The following is a 22,221-nucleotide window of genomic DNA, read 5'->3' as shown; positions in this document are numbered from 1 at the left end:
ATTAATGATTAAATATCTTCTTTATAAATAGCTAGACCAATCGGATTAAATGGCGTTGCTTTCGCTTGTGTCATCGGAGAGACTGCGGTAGTCGGCAACGTATAACGATATAATTGTGCAAATTCATAACTTGCTGTAATCTCTACCCCGTTAATTGGAATTTCTTTAAACGTCACTGTTTTATCATCTTCATTTAAAATAAAGTCAGTATTAGGAACTAGAGTACAAGCATTGAACAACTTAAGTGTTCCTGCTTTCGGTTTATGCTCTAAATGGAAAACTTTTCTCATTCCATTTCCTTTTCCTAAAGATTCACTTATAACTTCCTTTTCAATTTCCAATTCATCGGCCTGTTGAATATTTTTTGGGTGAACAGCATAAACATCATCTAATTTCCCAACATATCCATCATTAGGATGAACGATATAAATCTGTGACAGATGATATTTCCCACTATAGACAGATGGATTAAATCGACCTTGTCCACTATCAATATCCATATCGTGCGTAATAAATGATAAATAATGTTTTTGATACATTGCACCTGTGTATGATTGAGCTAATAATACAGAATCATTTCCATTACCTGTATTTTCTCCGTAGTCTAAATTTGCATTTCCAATTTTTTTATTAGGCGCATAATTATATTGATCTCCGTTACGACAACCACCAATAATTACAGTGTTTTTACGCGGTGCATTATCAAATGTGTACATTCTTCCAATATATAATGGTACAAATAATGCTCGAACAGGACTTGGAGTTGGATCTACACGCATAAACATAACAATACGGTCTTTGTTTCCATTTCCATACATATAAACGACAGAATCACGTTTCCAATCTTTTGTAAAACGAGCATCTGGTGTAAAACTAATTGGTGTATAAGGCGAAGGGTTTACAAAATTAACTGTAGAATATACTTCAGCCATAATACTTTCCATTTTTTGCACGTCAAATGATGTCTTTGCTACTAAAGTATCTAACGTTCCGTCTGCCTTTGGTGCTAAAAAATACACTCCAGAAAATTTAATGTTCTCGGAACTTTTTGGGGCAGTTTGAAATTCAATTGCTGTATCTGAAATTGTATATTCCCCCGGATCGACCATCTGATTATTTCTATAAACCATAAAACGACTTTCATCAAAATTTGAAAATGGCAAATTAAATGATTTTTTTGAACCGGTACCGTTTCCTAAATCACTTTCAGCATCTGATAACTTTACTTCCTTCTCAATAAAATATTGGTTAAACGTAAAGAAAATCATATCATTATTTGGTTCGTATGCATCATTTGTTAATCGATACTCACAGGTGATTTTATCTCCTTTTGAAATCGCTTGATTAAAAATAACTTTCCCCGCTTTAGCATCAACTTTATATTTATCCTTTTCTAGTAAAATGCTATTTACATACACTAATAAAGAACTTTCAACTACAGGAAATGTCGGAATTTGAAATTCCTTTTTCACTCCATCTCCCATGCCTAGCTTTCCTAATGGAGAATCCACAGGAATAAATCTACCATCTGTAAAATCAGAATCGCTCGTATCATAAGCATTTGCCACTCCAAATCTGCGCCATTCTCCATCGCTACCTAACGATTCAAATAATCGAACATCAATAAATTTATTGATACCACTTCTAATTTTAAAGTATAACTTTCGACTCCATCCTCGCTCTGTAATCATTTTCTCTAATTCAACCGGTAATGTTTGTAAATAAGCTACTTTATCAAACCACATGTTTTTCTCTCCCCTTTACATTGACTTCTCATAAATTCCTAATCCAGCTGGACGATATGGTGTCGCTGGTCTTTTTGTAATTGGCGAAATCGCATCAACATTATAAAAACGATAAATATCAAATGTATCTGGACAAGTATTTTTTCGCACTTTTAATTTATCCCCATTCAATAATCCTAAAGGAGATAGTAAAACCATATGAGGTAAGAAACCTCGCACACCTTCATCTGGATGAACAATATAAGCACGAGATGTATGAACTCGACCACTATATACCGAAGGATTAAATTGATACTTATATTCATCATTATCATGAGACTGCCAAGCTAGTGGATATTGACCACCATTTACTCCTTTTCTATCAGGCGGCATCTCATTTGGAGCAACATTCCAAGCAATATAATGTGCTTGATATCTAGCCCCTAATCGCGAACGCTTAATAATAACGTTATCAATACCATTACCCGGTGATTTAGGATACGTTTTTAAGATTGGCAAACTATCATTCACATTTCTATATGGTTTCTTATCATTAAAATCAAATGCATGTGAGCTATTTTCTGTACCTGTATCAAATGCTGTCCCAGCCCAAAGTGCGTCACCAATTTGATCATCTTTCGCATAGCTTTCAATTTTGCCCATGTATAAAGGTGTAACCGGAACTACATTATTTTCAAATGCAGGTGTATTATCTGCTTGAATTAATAAAACTACACGATCCTTATCTACTTGGCCAGTCACTCTAACTAATGAATCAGGCCACCAATTTGTTTTTACATCAACCCCTTCTAAATTTGGGTTACGTAATGTAATTTTTACAAACGGTGACATCATAACATCCGTATTAGCACTGGTATAATCTATACTTGGATAGCCATTCTTCATAAGAATATCCGTTTTACTCACTTCTACATCTATTAAAATTTTCGTGAAAGAATCATAAGCTACTGCTGTCGCTGTCCCATCTTTAAATGCAGGATCTTTTTCAATCATATAAACATAAAAACAAGAACGATCAAGATTTTTACTATATCTTAATTTTGCATCCTTAATAAATTCTGCTTTATCCTCTTCCGTATTAAATTTATACGAAAGATCCTTTTTAGCAATATTCCAAGATGCAATTTGGACTAATCCATACATAGCCCCTTCTGCATTTTTAATAATCGTATGTTCCGCAATTCCAAACCGGTACAATGTTTCATCCATACCAGAATTCCTTAAAATTTCTAATGGATAACCTGCTTTTTGAAATCTTTTAACCTTTGTCCAGCCGTTACTAGTTGCTACATTTATAAGATCATCTAAGAAACTTCCTTCTTGAAATACCTTTTCAATAAACGCCACTTTACTTCACTCCTAATCTTTTAAAAATTGATAATTAAGCCAAATAGCTTTTTTCTCTAAAGATTTATTTATATATTCAAAACGGATAATCGCTTTCGCAGGAATTTGTTTAACAACAGAAAAATTGAATCCTTCGGGAACATCTTTCATATAAATTTCATCTGCTATTTTTTCATTATTAATATATAAATTCCAATAATCGTTATCGTTATATTTTGATGCACCAATAGAAAATGCAATCATTTCCATATCAACTGGTGCTATAAATTCATTATGATGAATATTTTCATAAACACCTATTCTTCTTCCTTTTATAAAAGGAATTGTTTTGGTTGGAAAGTATGGAGCATCTAATCGGCCACCAGCCATATAATTTACAGCAAAACTCATAATCTCCCTCCAATTACTTCAAAAACTGTAAAGCTATCCATACTTGCTTATTATTAATTCCTTGGTTATGAAATTTAAAAATAATTTTATCTCCGGCCTTTAATTGCATATAGGACATAAGACTTATACCTTCTGGTATTTTTTTTGTATAAATATCCTCACAAACAATACCGTCATTTACAATAAGCGACCATTTATCATCGATTTCATACATAGAACTACTCACGCTAATGGCATAAAACTCCATGTCAATTGGTAATACGTATTCCATCTTATCTTCTGTCCATGCTTTAGAATCCATTATAAAACCTTTCATATACGGAAAAGTTTTCGTTGGATAAAATGGCGCATCTAATCGGCCACCAGCTATATAAGTTGTTTCAAACAAAGGTAATCACCCTTTTTATTGTATTAAAAAATCCCCATACATCATTACGACACATCGGGAATTGGTAAATCTGATAACATACCGTTACCTTTATTAATAAGCCTTGGTTGTACTCGATCTAATTGTTTATTTGCGTTATAAATTAGTTGCATCTCCATCTTTTTACCTGTTATTTTATGGGATATAATGACCTTTTCAAGTAGTGCTTGTCCATTAAAAACCAAATCGTAGTGCAGATATTTATCTCCATCAACTGCCGATAAACGAGCACCATCACGAACCAGTGTATACCCTTCGGTCATAGCCTCTTTAAAAACATCATTTGGATCATCACCAGGCATCGGTTTTCCACCGCTGTAAAATTCTCTATCAATTAATCCTTTCATTAAATACATAATAGGATCATATAAGTTCTTTTGCATTATCATAGAATCACCCCTAATTTACCCTTGTAACAGACCAAGTTTTTGCTGGCCTTTGGGTATAATAGTGATCTTTATCTTGATTTACTCGAGGAAATGATAAATCTGGTAAGGAACCATAATCGAACAAGATATTATTCTTGGTATCTAGTACTTGCAAACGGCCTGTAAGAATCCCTTTAGGATTTCGAACCGCTTCAAATACAATGATATTTACTCCATATTCAAGCGAAATATCAACGTATGTAGGATTGTTCCGAATAAAATAATTTTCTTCGACTAATTTATTGTTACAATAAATATTTAATAAATCTCCATCCTCTACATCCCAATCCCAAAGCTTTAATCTTAATGTATCAACATTTACTGTGATTCCTGCTATATCTGTATATGGGGTAGGTTCATACCCATAGTTAACAGATAAATCTAAAGTTTGATAGAATCCATCATCAGCAGAAATCATTGTGTTAATTCCTTTAACAAAGTAGTTCCATTGTTGCCCAGAATCCCTATTATAGACGGAAACCACATCAAACAATTGAATTCGCGGATCCCCTATCACAGCAACTGTTAATGTTCTGAACTTTTGAATCGCTTTTAAATGATAAGCTGCAGCAACTGCCCTTCTTGCAAAGAATGTTGTTGCCCAAGGTACTTCTATCATTTCCTCTCGCAAATCCCCTAAAGAGACATTTTTAAGTAAGAATGAATTAATAAAACCATTAGCATAATCTCCACATTTAATAACAATACTGTTACTAATGTCCTGATCTGTTAATTGCATATCTAAAGAGATAAGGTTTTCGCCTTCTCTAAAACTAAACTTTGCAGGCTCATTAATTGCATAGTCTGGCATTTTCATAAATGTACAACTTCCATCTGGTTCATGTTTAATGTAGTGGAATGTTGTATCTATAATATCCCTTACAATTTCATCCCACTTTTGAAACCTCTTTCCAGTTGCCCCTTCAACAATCCAGCTTTGATTTGTACCGGGAATATTTACCCTACTACCGTGTAATGTAACTCCTGCTTTTTCAAGGAAGAATTTCACTACATCATACACATTTCCAGTCGGTGCAACAATTTCATCTGATCCCGGCGTTGGAATTACTGATTTTTGTAGAACCTTTTTATAAGATGTTGTGCAGGTAACTGATATTGTGCCGCTTTCGGCATTCACCTTTACGTCAGATACAAAACCATGTATATACGGTAAAGCTTCTTCACCATAACCGATAGAAACCTTAAATTCAGTCTGCGGATATAGTTGGTTTGTGTTTGTTACTTCACTGTTGTAAAACCATTCTTGAATGGAAGAAAACTTACCATACCAGTTATCAGGTGCCATTTGCCCATATTCATTAGCAAAGGTAATAGAAAATGTACTTGCGAACTGATCTGCGTTCTCTTGCACTTCCAGGCTTACTACACGATGTTGTATTTGTACATAAGAAGAAGATTCTCTTTTTTTCATATAAACAATTAAATTAGGAGCATTATTCCCCACTTGGAAATAGCTCCCCAACATTCTGATTAAAGAAATAGATCCTTCTCTCACATTCCATCAACTCCAATACCTGCTTGTGACATAGATATTAATTTACACTTTGCTATTACTAGTGTTCCTTTACGTATTGCATCAACTTCATTAGGTGGAATAATACCACCATAGGTACCGTAATCACCTGTAATAATATGAGGGCGATATATTTCACTCATGAACTCACGCCAATGACTGATATCATTGAATAAAGCAGTAAATTCTACTTCACATCCTTTATTACCAGTACTTTGGTAACGAGGATATCCATGCATAACATTGTAATTTTTTAATCCGTTTAAGGATTTAGGCATTTTCGTTTGTTCAATCATTGCAATTGTAGGTATCGGTCCATATGCATGATAATAAACATCGCGCAAATAGGCTACGTCAGAAGAACCGTAACCGATTGTTGTAAATTCAATTGTTTGTGGCCCTGCACCAACAAAAATTTCTCTTGCTTCCCAGGCATAAGCACCTCTTGCTCTAAATTTTTCAATACCATTTACTCGAACAATAAAGTATTTATCTGGTAACATACCATCAGAACCAATAGGAACTTGGGACATAAAAGAAAAATTATATGTCCCAGGCCATGAAAAATTAATAGTATATTTAATTGTACTTTTTAATTCTGTAACATCCCATAAGAGATGATATGAACCAGCTCTTCTATGCAATGTTTTTAATATACTCATACATTACGCACCGCCATTCCCATTAGATCGTCAGCAACTACGTTTTGTAGTAATTTTCTCATTTTCACAAAATCCTCTGCAGTTTGCAATTTTTCAACAGCAACTTTGAATGTAGCATTTTGAATTGTAACACCTTTATCTGTTTTCTTTTCAACAGAAGAGTGTCCAGCAAATGGATGTGCAGATTTTCCAATCATATCAGCAGAATGTGCCCCCATTTGTCCAATTCGGGTAGATACATCCGTTACTAGTTGCATCGGTTTCGGTGGAACAACCGCTTTATTTAACAATCCAGAAGCCTTGTCCACAGCCGGGATCATTTTTTCCATCCCTACACCAAGACCTTCTGTAATATATCCGCCGTACTCCATCATTAGACGAGAAGGAGATTTTATACCAAAGAAACTTTTAACTGCTTTTGGTATTCCGTCTACAACGCCTTTAGCTTTATCAACAACCCAGCCAGCCATAGATGTCATACCTTTACCAATACCAGCAATAATATCTTTCCCCCAGCTTACAGCGTCGTTTGCTATCCCTTTCACTATAGAACCAACTTTACCGAATACATCCTTTACTGTATCAACAATGCCGTCAAACGCTCCGACGATAGCTTTTTTAATTGCTGCAAAGTTACTTACTATGAAATCTCTAATAGCACCAACAACACTAAATATTGTGTTTTTTATCTTATTAAAGTTATCCACCACAAAGTTAACAAATGTCCGAACAGCAACTATTATTGTTTCTTTAATAAAATTCCATGCGGTTACAATAATAGACTTTACGATATCCATTACAGTCGTAATTGTGTTTTTTATAAAATGAAATGCTGTAACCACAAAATTCTTTATAGTCTCTAATACAGTTATAAAAACTGTTTTAATTACATTCCAAATCGTAGAAATAACCGTCTTTATTCCATTCATTACAGTTGTAATTATGCTATGAATTGCTTGAAACACACTACTTACAACTGATTTTAAGAAGTTTAATACAGTCGTAAAAATTGCCTTTATTCCATTCCACACTGTAGAAATGACGGTTTTTATCCCATTCATCACAGTCGTAATTATGCTGCGAATTGCTTGAAATGCACCACTTATAAATGTTTTCAAAAAGTTTAGCACCGTCGTAAAAACTGTTTTTATAATATCCCAGCCAGTTTTAAAAATATTTTGCCATGTTTTAATAGCAGTAGAAATATAGCTTTTAATAAATTCTAAAGCAAACTTAACAACACTTTTTATTACGTTTAGCACTGTATTGAATATCGTTTTTATTAAATTCCAACCAATTTCAAATGTCTTTTTCCATATGTTGATATACATTGTAATTACAGTAGTAATTATTTTCCATGCGCCGCTAAGTATTTTATCTATAAACGATACCGCAGATTGGAATACTTTTTTTGTTCCTTCCCAAAAACTTGAGAAAAACTTTGACAAGCTATCCCATACTGACTTCGCAACTTTAACGATAGCATCCCAGGCTTTAGAACAAATATCACTGATCCACTGCACTGCTTGCTTTGTATATTTCACAATTGAATCCCAATTTTTATACAGCACATATACTAAAGCAACCATTGCAATTATCGCAAAACCCCATGGGCTTAATACTAATGAAAACATTGATTTTCCAAGACCAGTCAATATCTGTGCGAACTCACTAAAAACTTTAATTAGTTTTAAGGCATCTTTAATAATTGCCGTAATTGCACCCGGTATTTGCATTAATGTTTTAACTATATTTACAAGGCCACCAATGATTTCACTCGCTTTAGATATAAGACTAGAAACAGATTTGATTAACTCAACCGTTTGTTTCAACGATGGTATTACTATATTAGAAATCTTCACGACTTGTTGAGCGATAGGTTGAATAGTTCCAGCCAAACTCTTTGCATCTTTTTCAGTTAACCCCAGCATATCCTGTAGTTTTTTTTGAGAACCTTCCACATCGTTAGCAAATTGTAAAGCTTTGTTATTGACTTGTTCTATCGGTTTTGTGACTTTATTTGAAATAGTGTCACCAAACGTTTGCATTTGCTTGCTAATATTCCCAAGAGAATCTGCTGATTTTTGGATTTTTTCTTGCATTGTATTAGAGGCTTTTTGCACTCTCTCTTCAAACTTTTCTACACCTTTATATGCCTGATCCGCTTTGTTACCAATCTTCCCAAAAACATTGGTCGCCCCGCTACCAAATTTTTGAATTTGGCCATTTATTTGATTAAGTACTTCTGCTGGTTTTTGAAATTTTTCTTGTATGCTCTTAGAAGCCTTTTGTAAACTTTCCTCAAACTTTGCTAAATCCTTATAAGCTTCATCTGCTTTAATTCCAATTGTACCGAACAACTGGAATACTTCTGTAAACATTCACTCCCCCCTTTCTAACTAGGAAGTTTTTTATTCCTTATCGTCTTCAAACTGAAACTCTGCAATCAGCTTATTTGCATGGTCGATACATTCCTCTTTGGACCAAACTTCCATAGTCTCATTTTCTTCCCCATCCGACCTAGATTCCGTAAGTCCAAAAGCTTGCAAATAGTCCTGAAAAGTTGTTCCTTCTTCTAATTGCCTTGTTTGAAATCCGATAAAGGCCATCTTTTTCCATTCATTTAATTCTTCTTGCTGCTCTTCCTGACTAATAAAAGAAAATAAGTCCATTAAACGAGAATACGGTATGGATAAGACATAATCATCTGTCCATCCATACCGTTTTTGGACTTTATCAAAAGCCCTTAGCATATTTTGCTCTGTTTCTTCTATGTATTTATTAGAATCATTTTCTACATTTCTTGTTTGTTCCACTTGAGACTTTGAGATTTGATTAGACCCTTGACCTGATTGAAAAAAGACATTAAATCTTCACTTTCTAATAATCCTTCAATAACTGCTACCATAGCTTCTGGTGGTAACTGATCGAATTCTTCACGCTTAATCTGTAATAGACTAGAGAAAAATTCTGAAAACTCATCTTCACATTCCGGAATCATAGACAATAATTGAAAGACAAACTCTAAACCCTTTTCTTTTTGTTGTTTTTCAATTTCATTTAACTGTTCTTGTTGCCCTTCATTCATTTGGGCCAATTTGATTTTTTCATCGATTTCATTCTTTTCTTTCCCAAACTCCATAAAATCAGTCATTGCATGACGACCAACTTTAGAAATAATCTTAGTAAAGCGCCAAACATCTTTTACATTTAAACGTCTCATCTTCATCTTCTGGCCTGAAATTGTAATTTCTGTACTATTTTGCATCATTTTTTCTAGCATTGTTGTCATATTCAATATCTCCTTTTATAACCTAAAAATAAAACCTACAACTTATTTACTTGTTGTAGGTAATTTAGGTGCTTTTTTCTTTGGTAAATAAATTTCATAAGGGGGTGTATTAGGCGAACTTTCGCTATAATGACCAATAAATTTGCATTTAAGTCCTACAGTTCCTTTACCATCTTTTAAATCAATTTCTACAGAAGAAACAACCATTGCATTTCGGATAACAAAAATAACCGGAATATCACTTCCTGAAACTACACCTACTATTGCAATATCACTATAACTTGTGTCTTTAATTTCATTGGTTGGTTTTACAATGTTATAATCGTTATCAGTCGTACTATCTACATCTACGCCTGGTAGAGCTAACTCTAAATTTTCTTTCGTAAATTCTACAAGTGTAACCTCCATATGTGGTTCATCTTTTAATAGCCATTTTCCGCGAACTAGTTTTCCTAAAACACCATCAATATCAGCATCATAGTATTCTCTAGTAAACCCCACTTTACAGCCACCTGTAGTAGCTCCTAACATCTCACCTAGGTCTTTTACACTTTTAAAACCTTTATACATTACACCCGGTCCAATAACAAAATTATCAGTTGTACCCTCACGTACACCATTAATAAGCTTCCAACTCATTTTTTTCCCTCCTTAATATAATTCCATTCTTCCTACCCGTACAAGAAATTTAATAGTAATATGAATAATTGATGGATCTTCATCCGGAACTGCAACACTGCCTGCTCGATGAATTGTAATAATACCAGAATCTCTTAACAATCCCGCTTCTCTGTCTAACAAAAGTTCTATTCGCCTTGAAATTACATCCGCTTTTTCATAATCACCTTGGCCACAATATATATCAAAAGTGAGGATCATCCGATCAATTACCTCTATATCATCCGGATTATTAGATTCAATTCTCATTACCGCATAAGGCATTTTCATATCTTTTTGTGCAGTTTGAAATGTAAGAGCGGGCTCTCCTTCATATTTCGATAGATTACTTTGCACAATTGTATCTTTCTCAATAATATTTCTGATTGTTGCAATCGCTTTTGTCGTCATTGTTCTCCTCCCAATGTCCTTTTTAATTCCCCACGCTCTTTTTCAAACGTTTTTAAGAAAAAAGGTCGGGCTTCTACAGTACTTGTACCATTTTCCACATACACCGCTCTTTTTAATTGACTTCCAATCGTTCCTACTACTTCGGTATCTGTAATATGTAAGCCATATTTAATGGAATCTTGTAATTCTCCCGTTCTAGAAGCAAATGTCTCTCCTGGTTTTGAAGCAATATATGTGCGACTCGATCGTGGAATTTTATACTTCACACCATTGTGACTACCTGATACTGTTTGTTTCATTTCTCGTTGAAGTTGATTGCAAGCACTTATAATTCTTTCTACCATCATTTTATTAAGTTGTTCTTTAACCTGTTCTACATTACGTGTAACCATGAATTCTGATGTATTCGTCATTTTATTCCAACAACTCACAATACAATTCAATATGGTGATTTAAAAATGATGGATTTCTTGGTTCTCCTCTTACCTCAAATACATAATCATGAAAATAGATTACATCATTTGTATGGATGTTATGTTCTGCAGAAGTATAAATTTTAAAATTCGGCTCAAAATTTTGTTTATTTCTTTTTAACCTTTCATTATCTACCGCTGTGTGTGTTGTTACACGACACTTCATTCTTTCATAAATAATGACAGGCTCTTCTTTAAAATTTCCTGCCGGCTGTTTTACCTTTTGATTCCTTTTCACAGTTACTTCATGTATATATAATTCTTCCATATCTAATGTTCACAGCCTATTCTTTCATTCATAATGCTATTAAAGGGTTTCTACTTCGGTATTTTTTTAATACTTTTAAAATCTTTTTATTAACAGTTTCCTCATCTAGCGATTCAATATTTATTTCATATGAATAATCTCCGATATTTGCTGATTTTTTCATATTTTCATATTGTAGATTTGTTCGAATTACCGCATAACACGTCATATCGATGATGCATTTTTTCATTAAAGTCAAAAGCCCATCATAATCTTGTATGGTATACTCAAATTCATATAATTGATTCTCACTTAAACCATATACAGTGCAACCATCAGAAAAAACTGAATTGGTAACTTCTTCTCCAGAACCAATATGGATTACCTTGATCAAATTTTCTGCTCGAAAAGAAAGCCAAGCCAATTTACTTGTTCTAACTTTCTCTTTCATTGGGTTACTTGGCTTACTCCTCAAATAGTTTTTTGTAATCAATTCATATTGACTAATGAGCTCCTGGATTACCGTATCGGGCATTCGTTGAACATTCACCCTGTTCTTTATGTCCTGTACAGTAATTTCCATCCTTCCACCTCTTTTACTTCTCTTTCTTTTTAACCTCTATACTATCTATTAACTTAAAATGTCCTGTACTTAGTAAATAGTTTGCTTTTTCATTTGCAACCTTTTCCTTTACTCCGTTAAAAAAAGTATAGCCATATGCAGTATATGTACCGCCTAATTTTAATTCTATAATCTTCATATACAAATTACCTTACTTAATTCCCAAATTTATCGGGTATATTAGTAAGAATTGCTACTGCATCCATTTCTTGAATAACTGCATCATCATCCAAATGAATAACATAGAATCGCTTATCTTCCATAACAGCAGATTTACCTTCTACAGTCTTACGAACTCGCGTGTCATACGTATTTACCGCAATAAAGTTTTTAGGATCTGCAAAAATAATTACATCATCTTGAATAGAAGGGACTGTAACAATCTCATACCCCAACGGCTTATTAACTTGATCCCCTGTACCTAATAACGCAGCATCACCTAAGCCAGTTGAACGAGTTGTTAAATATTCAATCCACTTCTCTCTACGAGCAGGTGACATAATCCACTTTAAACCTTCATTTTTATATTTATTAGGCATCGCCTTAGATAAATTAAAGATTGAGTCTTTACTAAACCCAGCACTAGCTTCAGCATCTCCCGTTCCCGTCACTAATTTAAAATGATCGACAATATGAGATTTACTTGATTGTTTAATTTGTTTTAACCAGCCATCATTAATTTGTAGAAATGGGTCCTCTGAAGTTACATCCCCATTCCAATGAAGGTCTTCAAGGTCAATACCTAACTGAGTTGACATTAATGTCATAACAGTATCTTCATATCCTTCACCTTCGATATTTTCTCGAAGTAGCTCCTCCGTAATCTCCCATGGTAAACGAATAGAAACTGTATCATATTCAACTTTCGACGTTTCTACACCTGCTCGATAGCCATCATCACTATTTTCCATTTTCCTACGTAAAATTCGACCACCGATTGCAATTTTATCTAATTCACCTTTTTTCGCTTTGCGAATCTCTTTACGATGCAATTGAGAAAATGGAGTTGCATCAAATACCATTCGGAAAAATTCTTTACTTTGTTCCGGATATAATAGCCCCGCTTTCATTCCTCCTGTTGTCATTGTACTCTTTTCAATTCGTTCAATACGTGCTAATAATTCTTTATTATTCATAGATTCATTTCTCCTTATCTTTATAGATCTAATCCTACCCATTTATTTACTGGTTTTCTCATCTCGTTTGTTGGTTTGGCATCAGCCCCAAGACTTTTACGAACTTGTGCTGATCGCTCAATTACTTCAAGTCTCTTTGAAATGGGGTCTATTACCTTCTGAATAAATTCACTTGTCTTTTTAGATTCTCTGTCATTTTCTAATTCATTAGTATCATGAGTTGATTCAAGTTCTTTATTTAACTGTTCTTCCAACTCCTGTAATCTCTCAAGAAAAGGACCCATTTCTCTCTTTACAATGTCTGCAATCTCATCTGAATTTTGATCTGCGTTTTTTTGTAACTTATTTTCTTTAATTTGGTTCATCAAAGAAATCATTTCATCAAATTTTTTATCATTTTTCTTATATAAGATTTTGCCTACTTCATTTATGGAATTAATAGTAATATCTTCCGGCGAGAAATCTGTATCACCACCCTTCATTGTATTTAAAATGTCCTTCATTTCATCTAAGGTGGAAACCATTCGCTTAATATCTACATTTCCCTCCCAAATCCCAACATAAAATACATCTTCAAACAAATTAAATACATTTTGCATCTTAGAGTTTTGTTTACTATTTACTGACTGATTATCCATCTCCTGAGTTTGTTCCTCGTCATAATGTGACTTAAAAAAATTAAACATCTTACGAATTACACCTTTCTCATCTTGTGTAAACTCATCCATTTGTGGCATCTCCATTCTTTCTCCAACCCCGCCCATCGAAAAGCCTGTAATTTTCCCTTTTTTGATCTCTTTCCATGTTTCACTATCGTCTACTCGAACAGTCATAAGCCATGTTCCCTTTTTAATATTTTGTTTTCCAACAACCGTATTATTTTTAGAAATCCAGCTTTCTACTACTGTTCCTTTTCCTGCCAACTCGTCATGATTTTTATCTATATATCTATATTTCTCCAAAAAATTATAAGCCGCTCTTTCAATTTCCTCAGCCGTCATGATATCACCATGTGCATCTTCTATATTGGGTTCATAAACAACCCCTGTTACAAGTTGTTTTTCATCTTCCCTCTTTAAAATAGGAACATTTTTCAAAACATTAGAGCCATTCATATTCATACCCTTCATAATTGCAAATGGCCTACCATTAGCCCCCTTTGTTACTAATGAAACATAACTAATTTCTACATTTTTCAATTCATTTGGCATAATATATTCCTACTTTCTAGCAAGACTACTAAATCGAATTTGAATCTTCATTTAAAAATTTATCTCCTTCTAGAACCGGTTCGTATCCAATGACCTTTCGGCATTCATTTCTTGTTAATATACTCTTTTCGTATCCGTCTATTGCATATTGCATATCACTCGCTCGATCATCTGTATCAATTTCATTTAATTGAAACTGCCAATCCAATTCCCCTAATGTTCCTGAAAACTCTTTAAATAATTGTGTATTTAATCGATGTTCTAAAATTTGTTGACCCGGTTCAATAATTGATCTTTTATACATTTCATTCATTTCTTTTGCTGTCGTCTGCCCAAGTGATCCTGTCATAGCCCAACCAATTCTATATGGTGGCACCCGATGAGCTACACAAATTTCCATAGCATTATCTTGACGATATAAACGAAAACTCGCTTCTTTGACATCAGGCCCTAATTTCTCTAAGCGAGCTTTGGCTCCTTCAGGGACAGGAACAACTGCTAACTTATGATGTTCTCCTTTTGTTTCGACAGAGAAAAATGTTTTTAATTCTCTTTCAACTGAATCATCTATTTCATCAACACCCTCAACAAACAAAACAGCATCTGGAATTGTTTTACCAGTGAAATAATTAATATTGTAATCTCTTACAGCTTGTGATCCTACAATGGAACCAATAGAACTCACATAATCCGGAATACCATAGTATGATGATCTAGAACCAAATTTACGAATTACAATAACTTCACCAGCTTTTTCTTCAGTGTCTAATAACGAGTTTTCATTTAAGCTATCACTAATTGTTTCTCCATCTACTAACCTAAAATCATATGGATAACTAAATCGTTTAAACCATCTCTCCTCATTATTTACAATTTGCGCAAATCGAATCTTATCTTTATGCGCACGTACCGTATGTGCTGGAATATGGTGAAGCTGCGCTGGTTCACCTTTCAAGTTACGAACAACCTCTATAATTCCCCAACCTACAGTTTCATAATCCTCCCAAACTGCCCTAAGTATTTCGCTACTTGTCATTTCATTGTTGCAATACCTCATAAAACGCTTTAATTCTTTATATTGTTCTTGATTTGCCTCTGTCACTTCATCTAGCGGTGCAAAATCAAATCCCATACCAGCAATATCATTTACTTTTGCACTAATACATGCCGAGTGAATAGGGTTACTTTCTCTCAAATTTAATAATACTTGCATATCATATGGAGGCTTTACTAGTTCCTTATCACCGTACACTTGTGCAAATGGATCAATTGCCATTTGTTTACTTTGAAGTTCCTCATTACGTAAATTCATCTCACGATTTTGTAATTTAAGTACTTTCACATTCTTAATTGCTTTCTTCTCAACCATAAAACCTATGCCTCCTTTCATATACAAATCATCTATTCAATCTTTTTCATAAAAACTTTACCAATATAAAAAAGCTGAACATTACATGTTCAGCTAAACTCTTTTTATTTTTCCACCCATTATTTTTTTTTGCTTAGTAAAAAAGTATTCTAAGGCTTGTGACGTTGTATCTACTTGATCATTATGCTTACCAGATGGGAAAGAAGCTAATTCATCTACATAATCATATACCCAAGATTGTATTTTAGGATTAGGTATATATACATTTCCAGATTGAAATTCAGGGGATATCGCCTCAGCACGTGTTTCTTTTGAACCCTGTGGATTTATAGGAATAATACCACTTATTTCATTCTTCAATGAACTAATAATAGCAGGGCCATTTGCTTTTTTTTCAACTAATTTCGGAATGGACTTTTTAAAACCAGAATTCCGAAGAATCGACTCATATTTATGATGAAAAACAACAAATGCTTTCTTTGTTTCTAGGAAATTCATTTGCGCTCTCACTTGATCAATTAAATATTTGTCTCCATCTATTTTCCCCCAAATCTGTCCGACCACAAATGAACTTTTATTTGTAGTATTATCAAAAGCCATATCCCAGGAAGTAATAATTTGATCAAATTGTTCCCAATTTGGTAACACATCATAATATTGAAACCAGTTCCTTTTAAAAATATTCCCTATATCACTCGATGGTTTTTGTTGCCATAAAGATAACCAAGAGCGTGCAGAGGAAAACTTCTTTTTATCTTCATAATAATTTTGGCCATAGTGTTCAACCCATAAACCTCTGCCTATTTCTCTGTTCAATGGATCATCCCTTGACTCTGCTATAGCAGGAATTGATAACATAGTCCATTTCTCTTGTTCTTTCTCTAACAATCTACCAGCTAAATCGTCCTCATGCCATCGCGTCAAAATTAGAATTACCTTTGCACCTTTTTGTAAACGTGTAGATAGAGTATCTTCCCATTCATCCCATAGTCGATTTCGGTATGTAATTGATTCGGCCTCTTGGCGATTTTTAATAGGGTCATCAATAATTAATAAATCTGCTCCTTCCCCTGTAATTGAACCACCAACTCCTACAGACAACATTCCACCAGAGTGGTTATGTATTGCCCAATCTGTTACTGAACCTTGTCGCTCATCAATTCTAATGTTAAATATTTCTTTACCAAACTCTTCAATCTTAGCACGATTTCTTCTACCAAACTTTTCAGCTAAACTTGATGCATAAGATACCTCTATAACTCTCTTATTTGGATACTTTCCTAAATACCAACTTGGCAATGTTTCTGTTATAGACTGTGATTTTGAATGCCTAGGTGGCATAAACACCATTAATCTATTAGTCGATAATTTCTCTTCAATTAAATCTTGGCAAATCTTTGTTATTAATTTTGTGTGTTTTGCATGTTTATAGAATCCCTTATGTGTATACTGAACATAGAAAGGGGTAGTTCACTTTTGCCAATTCCTTAAATGTATTTTCATCTATTAACTTATGCATATTCATCCGTGTCATGATTGTAATTCTCCTCCTTGAACTTTCTCAAATAATTTCATAGCTAAATCAAGCATTTCCTCATCACACCCAATTTTCATGGCCATTTTATTATGCTCTACTTTCATTTCTCCTGAATGATTTACGTTTGCTTGCAATTGATCTTTCCTTCCCCATTTAGTTGGGAATTTTCTTTCTAATCTCCATGCTGCGGCTTTCCAATTAGATTTTGCATGCTCCCCAATTGTCTCAACGTCTCTAGCTTCACTAAATGCTAATGCCTGATCAATTTCCATGACTAACTTCACATAAATCTTATCTTTTCTCGGTATTACTTCACCTGTCTTTTCACTCGTTTCAATTGCTCTACGCCCTTGTTTTAACCAAACATAAACTATACTTCTACTAATTCCAACTAACGCACATGCGGTTTCAATATAATTCCCTACTTTAATATATTGGGTCAACCTATTTATCAGCTCATCATTCAATTTCATTGGTCGCGCCACTAGCATTCCCTCCCGTTTTAACTCATCATTTGTACTTCTTTTTCTAAACACTCAATACATATTGTTGTTATATTGTCGTCAACTACCTCACGAATTAATATTTGTTCACAATACTGAATTGTGATTGGAAATTTCAAAACCCACAAACATTTTTCAAGACAAATTGAACATATTGGCATTGTTTCTATATCTTGTTCTAACATCTAATCGCATCCTTCTGTAGTTTTTCATGTACTACTGCCTATTTTGTAGTAAATAAAAAGATGCCGTCACTTTTAAAATCTCTCATTTAATTTATAGATATCCTTTGGATCACTCTTTCTTTTTGCTAGTATCCATTCTTCATTTTTTATATTTCATTTAAACTTATTTTATTACTCTCTATTTATAGGTGGCACTATGGTGACAAGAATGTATTTGTAAATGAAAAAAAGCCTTAACTACTTTCGCAGAAAAGACTTTTTCTTACTTGTTTAGCAATTTTTATTTCAGATCTATATAGAATCGTTTTAATTGTGCTTCTTGAAACATTCAAATATTTAGCAATTTTCTCTTGTGTAATGCCTCTTCCTCTTGACATGATATATATTTCTCTTTCATATTTTGTCAAAGTAGAGAGCGCATCTTCTAGTTTTATTCTTTCCCATTCTGAAATGACACTTTCTTTGTTTTCATCATCCCATTCATATGTTGTATCAGTACTACGAAAATACCTTTGCATTAACAAGGAATCATATGATTTTTCTCGTTGATAAGCAGCTCTACGTTCTATTCCCCTGCGATTACCCGGCATCTTTGCATTCTTCATCCACTCCAAAGCATATGTGACATCACTAATCATACTTGTTAATATTTTAATCTCTTCTTCTTTTGCACTTATTTTTGCACTCTCTAGCTTACATAACGTTTCTTTATATTGGATAATTAAATCTCGCATATACCATTCCCACCCTTATAACAAAGCAAAATTGTTAAAAATAGAGACCATCTAAATCTACATTTAATTTCCATTTATTTTTTCTCATCAAAAACTAAAATTATTTTAAAAAAATCTTCCTTAATACTATTTATCATTGCTACTTTGTACTTATATGATATATGTATATAACGATTCGTTTTTATCTCTTTTTCATCATTTTTTTACATAAAAATAACCACCTGTTTGTTTACACAGGTGGTTATAATCCATATTAAAAACTTATTTATGATTAATAATCTTAACAATCCTCAACCTCAATCCCTAATGCATATGCATAGTTGTAAAAAGCAGTATTTCTTTTTCTATAATAATCTCCCTCGGATAAATTCAACTCTTTCATAACCTCATATCTATTAACTCGATTCTTTAACAAATATTTTTGAATAATTATTCTATCACTTTCAATATCTAGCTTTTCTAACCCTTTGTTCATCGCAATAATATAATTGACCCGCTCTTCTTTCGCATTTTCTTTTAATACATTTTCTTTCGAGAGTATCGTTTCATTAAGATAATTACACTTCATAAATAATCTGTATTTCTTTATAGCTTTCAGTACATTTTCTTTAGTAGCTTCTTTATTTAATACTGGTAATTCTATATTTAACATGTTAAGCCCCTTTCTTATCATTTATCCTTAATCATAATTTGAATTTCACATATCAAAATCATTACAATGATTTGCTATTAAGGCTTATATCCCTCATGTATTATTTCATACATTGTATTGCTAACATTTATTTTCTTATCCTTATAATTTTTGATTAATTTTATTAACTCATCACTATTTAATTCGTACAATTGTTTATCCTTATATTTGTAAATTCCATTTTCAACAAGTTGATTAATTAAAAATAACTTCATCTTGCTACACCACCATATCTTCAACGAAAAATTGAATCTCTATATCTTTTGAATTATAATAGCAAATTGCACCCCCATTAATCGGAACACATCCTACTATAATTTGAGATTCACTTCCACTTTTTACAATAGCCACTTTATACAATTTATTATCTCTTTCAACTACATCACCAAGTCTAAACTCATCTATTTTACGCCCTTTGATAGCGAATAATTTTGCCCTTTCAAATAATAATTTTTCACTTTTTTCAGCTTTCCTAATTTTTAATTTCGTACTCTTTTCAAAATGACCATAATTATTAGAGAACTCCTCTCCATTAATCCAGAACCAACTACCATGCTTTATTTCTTTTTCATTTTCTTTACAATATTCAGCGATGAATTTTTCACCTTTTTCATTTTCAATATACAATAGTTCTCCTTTTCGAATAGTTTCTCTACAATCTATAAATTCATTCTCAAAAAAGAAATTAATTTGTTGATAGCTTTCTTTTTTACCTAAATAATCAGCAATCACTCTTTCCCCTTCTATCTTCCAACACATCGGTGTCTCTTGTACTGTTGTAATCCAATTTGTTTTCATTCGTTTAATTGCTTCAAATCCTTTATATGTTCTCATTTTCAAGATGCCTCCATTTAATTATTTAAAACATATAGAATAAACTTAAAAACTGCTTTCAATGTACATATGTGGAATTTCTGATTAAATGCTCTTTCCATTCCTCATATTCTTTCTTAACTTCCGAATCACTTCACTTACTCGCTAATTAAAAGAACCAATTCATACAGTACAAATTTCTTGAACAATATGTTTTCATCTGCATCTATATTTCCTACACAATATATATTCTTTTCCTAAAAAGGTAATTTTCTCTTACGCTTATCTCTTGTTTTTTTAAATTCTATGTGTCGATATGTATTAAACATACGAGATGTAACTCTTTCATCGTACGCTTTTATAATTGCCTCACCTGTTAAATTCGTTGTGATAATTGTTTTTTTCCCTTGTCGTCCATCAAATAGTTTAAATAACACACGATTTACAAATGCTGTTGCTTTTAAATCATTAATATCCATATCCCCTAGCTCTGCTCCTAGATCATCGATGACTAATAAGTCCATAGAAATTAGCATATTTGTTATGCTATGCTCTGTTTCACAAGATTGCGTATTAAATGTCGAACGTATGTAATCAAAGAGTTCTGAACTTGTAACATACATAACTTTATCCGAACTTTGTTCATTCATTTCATGCGCTATAGAGTATGCAATATGACTTTTTCCGGCTCCAACTTTCCCCACAAGAATCAAATTAAATCGAATATCATTTAAATAGTCTGTAAGAGCCTTTTTAGCTAAAATTAAATTCTTTTCATCCTCTTCACATTCTGATATAAATGTCGAAAATCTAGCTAATTTAATAGTTTCATCTTTAATAAGACTATGATCGTAAAATATACTTTTACGTTTTCTTTCCTCTTTCTCATAACGAAAAACATTCATTTCTTTTTCTAATCTTCTATTTTCTTCTTCTAAACGACATACTGGACAAATCGTTTCACCCTGAATCTCCATCAATCTTACCATTCGCTTCCTCTCCTGATTACATATCACACATGTTTCAGAAAGGAAGTTCATTTTCTTCGAAAGACTTTGTACTATATCTGTTACCTTTGTTAAAGCCATTTGATTTCACCATCTTTCTCTGCTGCAAATATCCCTCAAATTTAGTTCCAAATAAGGTTTCTGGTCTTAAATATTTTGCCTGTTCTGTATAAAGCCATTCTTTCGCCTTCGTCTCAATAACTTCTTTGAATTCATTTATATTAAATCCCTCTTGTAGTCTAGATTTAATTAACATTTGTGTCTTTTTAGTTGAAATACGATAACTTGTATTACATACACTGTTGAGATAATTAATTATCTCTACTATATCTTTTTGAGTGGTATTCTCTGAGTTAATCTTTTGTGTAGTCTCTGGTATTGGTTGAGACATATTATCATTTTCCATCATGACAATATGTTCTTTTCGTTGAGACAATTTGTCACAAACGTTATCTATTTCTAATTCAACTAGTCTGTCATAATTTATTGAATACCATTTTGTTTTATCAAACTTTAATTTGTTATAGTTACCACTTATCAATAAATTAAACTCTTCTAGATTTTTAACAATACGTTTCAACGTTCTTTCATTCCAAAACGGGAATTGTTTATGCCAATTTGAAATGCTATTATAGACCCAATAACGATCATCATAATAATGTTTCGAGCGCTTGAGCCAATAATGTATTTGTTGAAGAAAAATTGCCTCGTTCAATCCAATCTTACTTGCTAATCGAGGTAATACTAATAATGGCTCATCCTGTATTAGCAAACTACTCATTTTATCTTCCTCCAGATTT

The 22,221-nt window shown here is 33.0% G+C and carries 28 protein-coding genes; all 28 read right to left on the bottom strand.

Going from position 1 to position 22,221, the window contains the following annotated elements; translation table 11 throughout:
- Positions 1–8: 8 nt before the first annotated feature.
- Positions 9–1,745, bottom strand: a complete 1,737-nt coding sequence (locus tag DOS87_RS12500; protein WP_208730281.1) for a hypothetical protein — start codon at positions 1,743–1,745, stop codon at positions 9–11.
- Positions 1,746–1,760: 15 nt separating this feature from the next.
- Complete coding sequence (locus tag DOS87_RS12495) at positions 1,761–3,092, bottom strand: hypothetical protein (protein ID WP_000864067.1); 1,332 nt, start codon at positions 3,090–3,092, stop codon at positions 1,761–1,763.
- A gap of 12 nt (positions 3,093–3,104) precedes the next feature.
- Positions 3,105–3,482: a hypothetical protein gene (locus DOS87_RS12490; RefSeq protein ID WP_000006644.1), complete on the bottom strand. Its 378-nt coding sequence runs from the start codon at positions 3,480–3,482 to the stop codon at positions 3,105–3,107.
- Positions 3,483–3,495: 13 nt separating this feature from the next.
- Positions 3,496–3,870 carry a hypothetical protein gene (locus DOS87_RS12485; RefSeq protein WP_000464270.1) on the bottom strand — a complete coding sequence of 125 codons (375 nt, stop codon included), beginning with the start codon at positions 3,868–3,870 and terminating at the stop codon, positions 3,496–3,498.
- A gap of 44 nt (positions 3,871–3,914) precedes the next feature.
- The gene (locus tag DOS87_RS12480) at positions 3,915–4,298 is read right to left on the bottom strand and encodes a hypothetical protein (protein WP_208730280.1); all 384 of its coding nucleotides are present in this window, start codon (positions 4,296–4,298) and stop codon (positions 3,915–3,917) included.
- 10 nt (positions 4,299–4,308) lie between these two features.
- Positions 4,309–5,853 carry a hypothetical protein gene (locus DOS87_RS12475; RefSeq protein ID WP_001206668.1) on the bottom strand — a complete coding sequence of 515 codons (1,545 nt, stop codon included), beginning with the start codon at positions 5,851–5,853 and terminating at the stop codon, positions 4,309–4,311.
- Complete coding sequence (locus DOS87_RS12470) at positions 5,850–6,533, bottom strand: hypothetical protein (RefSeq protein WP_000025596.1); 684 nt, start codon at positions 6,531–6,533, stop codon at positions 5,850–5,852. Before DOS87_RS12470 ends, DOS87_RS12475 begins: the two co-directional genes overlap by 4 nt.
- On the bottom strand, positions 6,530–8,914 hold the full coding sequence (locus DOS87_RS12465; protein WP_184121745.1) for a phage tail protein: 2,385 nt from the start codon (positions 8,912–8,914) through the stop codon (positions 6,530–6,532). Before DOS87_RS12465 ends, DOS87_RS12470 begins: the two co-directional genes overlap by 4 nt.
- A 30-nt stretch (positions 8,915–8,944) precedes the next feature.
- A complete protein-coding gene (locus tag DOS87_RS12460) occupies positions 8,945–9,349 on the bottom strand; it encodes a hypothetical protein (protein WP_133964319.1) in 405 nt (134 codons plus the stop codon).
- Entirely contained in the window at positions 9,328–9,825 is a 498-nt protein-coding gene (locus DOS87_RS12455) for a hypothetical protein (RefSeq protein WP_133964320.1), read from the bottom strand. The genes DOS87_RS12460 and DOS87_RS12455 overlap by 22 nt, the downstream gene beginning before the upstream one ends.
- Positions 9,826–9,867: 42 nt before the next feature.
- Positions 9,868–10,464 carry a hypothetical protein gene (locus DOS87_RS12450; RefSeq protein ID WP_000118567.1) on the bottom strand — a complete coding sequence of 199 codons (597 nt, stop codon included), beginning with the start codon at positions 10,462–10,464 and terminating at the stop codon, positions 9,868–9,870.
- A 12-nt stretch (positions 10,465–10,476) separates the two neighbouring features.
- Complete coding sequence (locus tag DOS87_RS12445) at positions 10,477–10,893, bottom strand: hypothetical protein (protein WP_133964321.1); 417 nt, start codon at positions 10,891–10,893, stop codon at positions 10,477–10,479.
- Entirely contained in the window at positions 10,890–11,306 is a 417-nt protein-coding gene (locus tag DOS87_RS12440) for an HK97-gp10 family putative phage morphogenesis protein (protein WP_025117878.1), read from the bottom strand. Before DOS87_RS12440 ends, DOS87_RS12445 begins: the two co-directional genes overlap by 4 nt.
- A 1-nt stretch (position 11,307) precedes the next feature.
- Complete coding sequence (locus DOS87_RS12435; protein ID WP_000392019.1) at positions 11,308–11,634, bottom strand: hypothetical protein; 327 nt, start codon at positions 11,632–11,634, stop codon at positions 11,308–11,310.
- A gap of 28 nt (positions 11,635–11,662) precedes the next feature.
- Positions 11,663–12,196 carry a hypothetical protein gene (locus tag DOS87_RS12430; RefSeq protein ID WP_184121747.1) on the bottom strand — a complete coding sequence of 178 codons (534 nt, stop codon included), beginning with the start codon at positions 12,194–12,196 and terminating at the stop codon, positions 11,663–11,665.
- Positions 12,197–12,209: 13 nt separating this feature from the next.
- On the bottom strand, positions 12,210–12,374 hold the full coding sequence (locus DOS87_RS12425) for a YqbF domain-containing protein (RefSeq protein ID WP_000691127.1): 165 nt from the start codon (positions 12,372–12,374) through the stop codon (positions 12,210–12,212).
- A gap of 16 nt (positions 12,375–12,390) precedes the next feature.
- Positions 12,391–13,371, bottom strand: coding sequence for a phage major capsid family protein (locus DOS87_RS12420; protein ID WP_001060156.1), 981 nt, complete (start codon positions 13,369–13,371; stop codon positions 12,391–12,393).
- Positions 13,372–13,391: 20 nt separating this feature from the next.
- Complete coding sequence (locus DOS87_RS12415) at positions 13,392–14,582, bottom strand: XkdF-like putative serine protease domain-containing protein (protein ID WP_133964323.1); 1,191 nt, start codon at positions 14,580–14,582, stop codon at positions 13,392–13,394.
- Positions 14,583–14,610: 28 nt separating this feature from the next.
- Entirely contained in the window at positions 14,611–15,951 is a 1,341-nt protein-coding gene (locus DOS87_RS12410) for a phage portal protein (protein ID WP_133964324.1), read from the bottom strand.
- A 93-nt stretch (positions 15,952–16,044) separates the two neighbouring features.
- Positions 16,045–17,292 (bottom strand): phage terminase large subunit, encoded by a 1,248-nt coding sequence (terL, locus tag DOS87_RS12405; RefSeq protein ID WP_241667513.1) that lies wholly within the window; start codon positions 17,290–17,292, stop codon positions 16,045–16,047.
- 189 nt (positions 17,293–17,481) lie between these two features.
- The gene (locus DOS87_RS12400) at positions 17,482–17,979 is read right to left on the bottom strand and encodes a hypothetical protein (RefSeq protein WP_071714933.1); all 498 of its coding nucleotides are present in this window, start codon (positions 17,977–17,979) and stop codon (positions 17,482–17,484) included.
- Positions 17,980–17,990: 11 nt separating this feature from the next.
- Positions 17,991–18,176 carry a hypothetical protein gene (locus DOS87_RS12395; RefSeq protein ID WP_098285488.1) on the bottom strand — a complete coding sequence of 62 codons (186 nt, stop codon included), beginning with the start codon at positions 18,174–18,176 and terminating at the stop codon, positions 17,991–17,993.
- Positions 18,177–18,409: 233 nt separating this feature from the next.
- The gene (locus DOS87_RS12390) at positions 18,410–18,910 is read right to left on the bottom strand and encodes a sigma-70 family RNA polymerase sigma factor (RefSeq protein ID WP_001205173.1); all 501 of its coding nucleotides are present in this window, start codon (positions 18,908–18,910) and stop codon (positions 18,410–18,412) included.
- Positions 18,911–19,190: 280 nt separating this feature from the next.
- On the bottom strand, positions 19,191–19,562 hold the full coding sequence (locus DOS87_RS12385; RefSeq protein WP_208730279.1) for an ArpU family phage packaging/lysis transcriptional regulator: 372 nt from the start codon (positions 19,560–19,562) through the stop codon (positions 19,191–19,193).
- 77 nt (positions 19,563–19,639) lie between these two features.
- Positions 19,640–19,816: a Fur-regulated basic protein FbpA gene (locus DOS87_RS12380; protein ID WP_080990927.1), complete on the bottom strand. Its 177-nt coding sequence runs from the start codon at positions 19,814–19,816 to the stop codon at positions 19,640–19,642.
- A gap of 4 nt (positions 19,817–19,820) precedes the next feature.
- On the bottom strand, positions 19,821–20,435 hold the full coding sequence (locus tag DOS87_RS12375; protein ID WP_208730278.1) for a hypothetical protein: 615 nt from the start codon (positions 20,433–20,435) through the stop codon (positions 19,821–19,823).
- A 236-nt stretch (positions 20,436–20,671) separates the two neighbouring features.
- Entirely contained in the window at positions 20,672–21,454 is a 783-nt protein-coding gene (locus DOS87_RS12370) for an ATP-binding protein (RefSeq protein WP_025117877.1), read from the bottom strand.
- The gene (locus DOS87_RS12365; protein ID WP_000096617.1) at positions 21,438–22,202 is read right to left on the bottom strand and encodes a conserved phage C-terminal domain-containing protein; all 765 of its coding nucleotides are present in this window, start codon (positions 22,200–22,202) and stop codon (positions 21,438–21,440) included. The genes DOS87_RS12370 and DOS87_RS12365 overlap by 17 nt, the downstream gene beginning before the upstream one ends.
- Positions 22,203–22,221: the final 19 nt, after the last annotated feature.

Origin of the sequence: Bacillus sp. CR71 (genome assembly GCF_003429245.1) — a bacterium.
Classification (GTDB): Bacteria; Bacillota; Bacilli; order Bacillales; family Bacillaceae_G; genus Bacillus_A; species Bacillus_A thuringiensis_S.
Note: the sequence above shows the minus strand (reverse complement) of the source record. Positions and strands in the feature narration are given on the sequence as shown.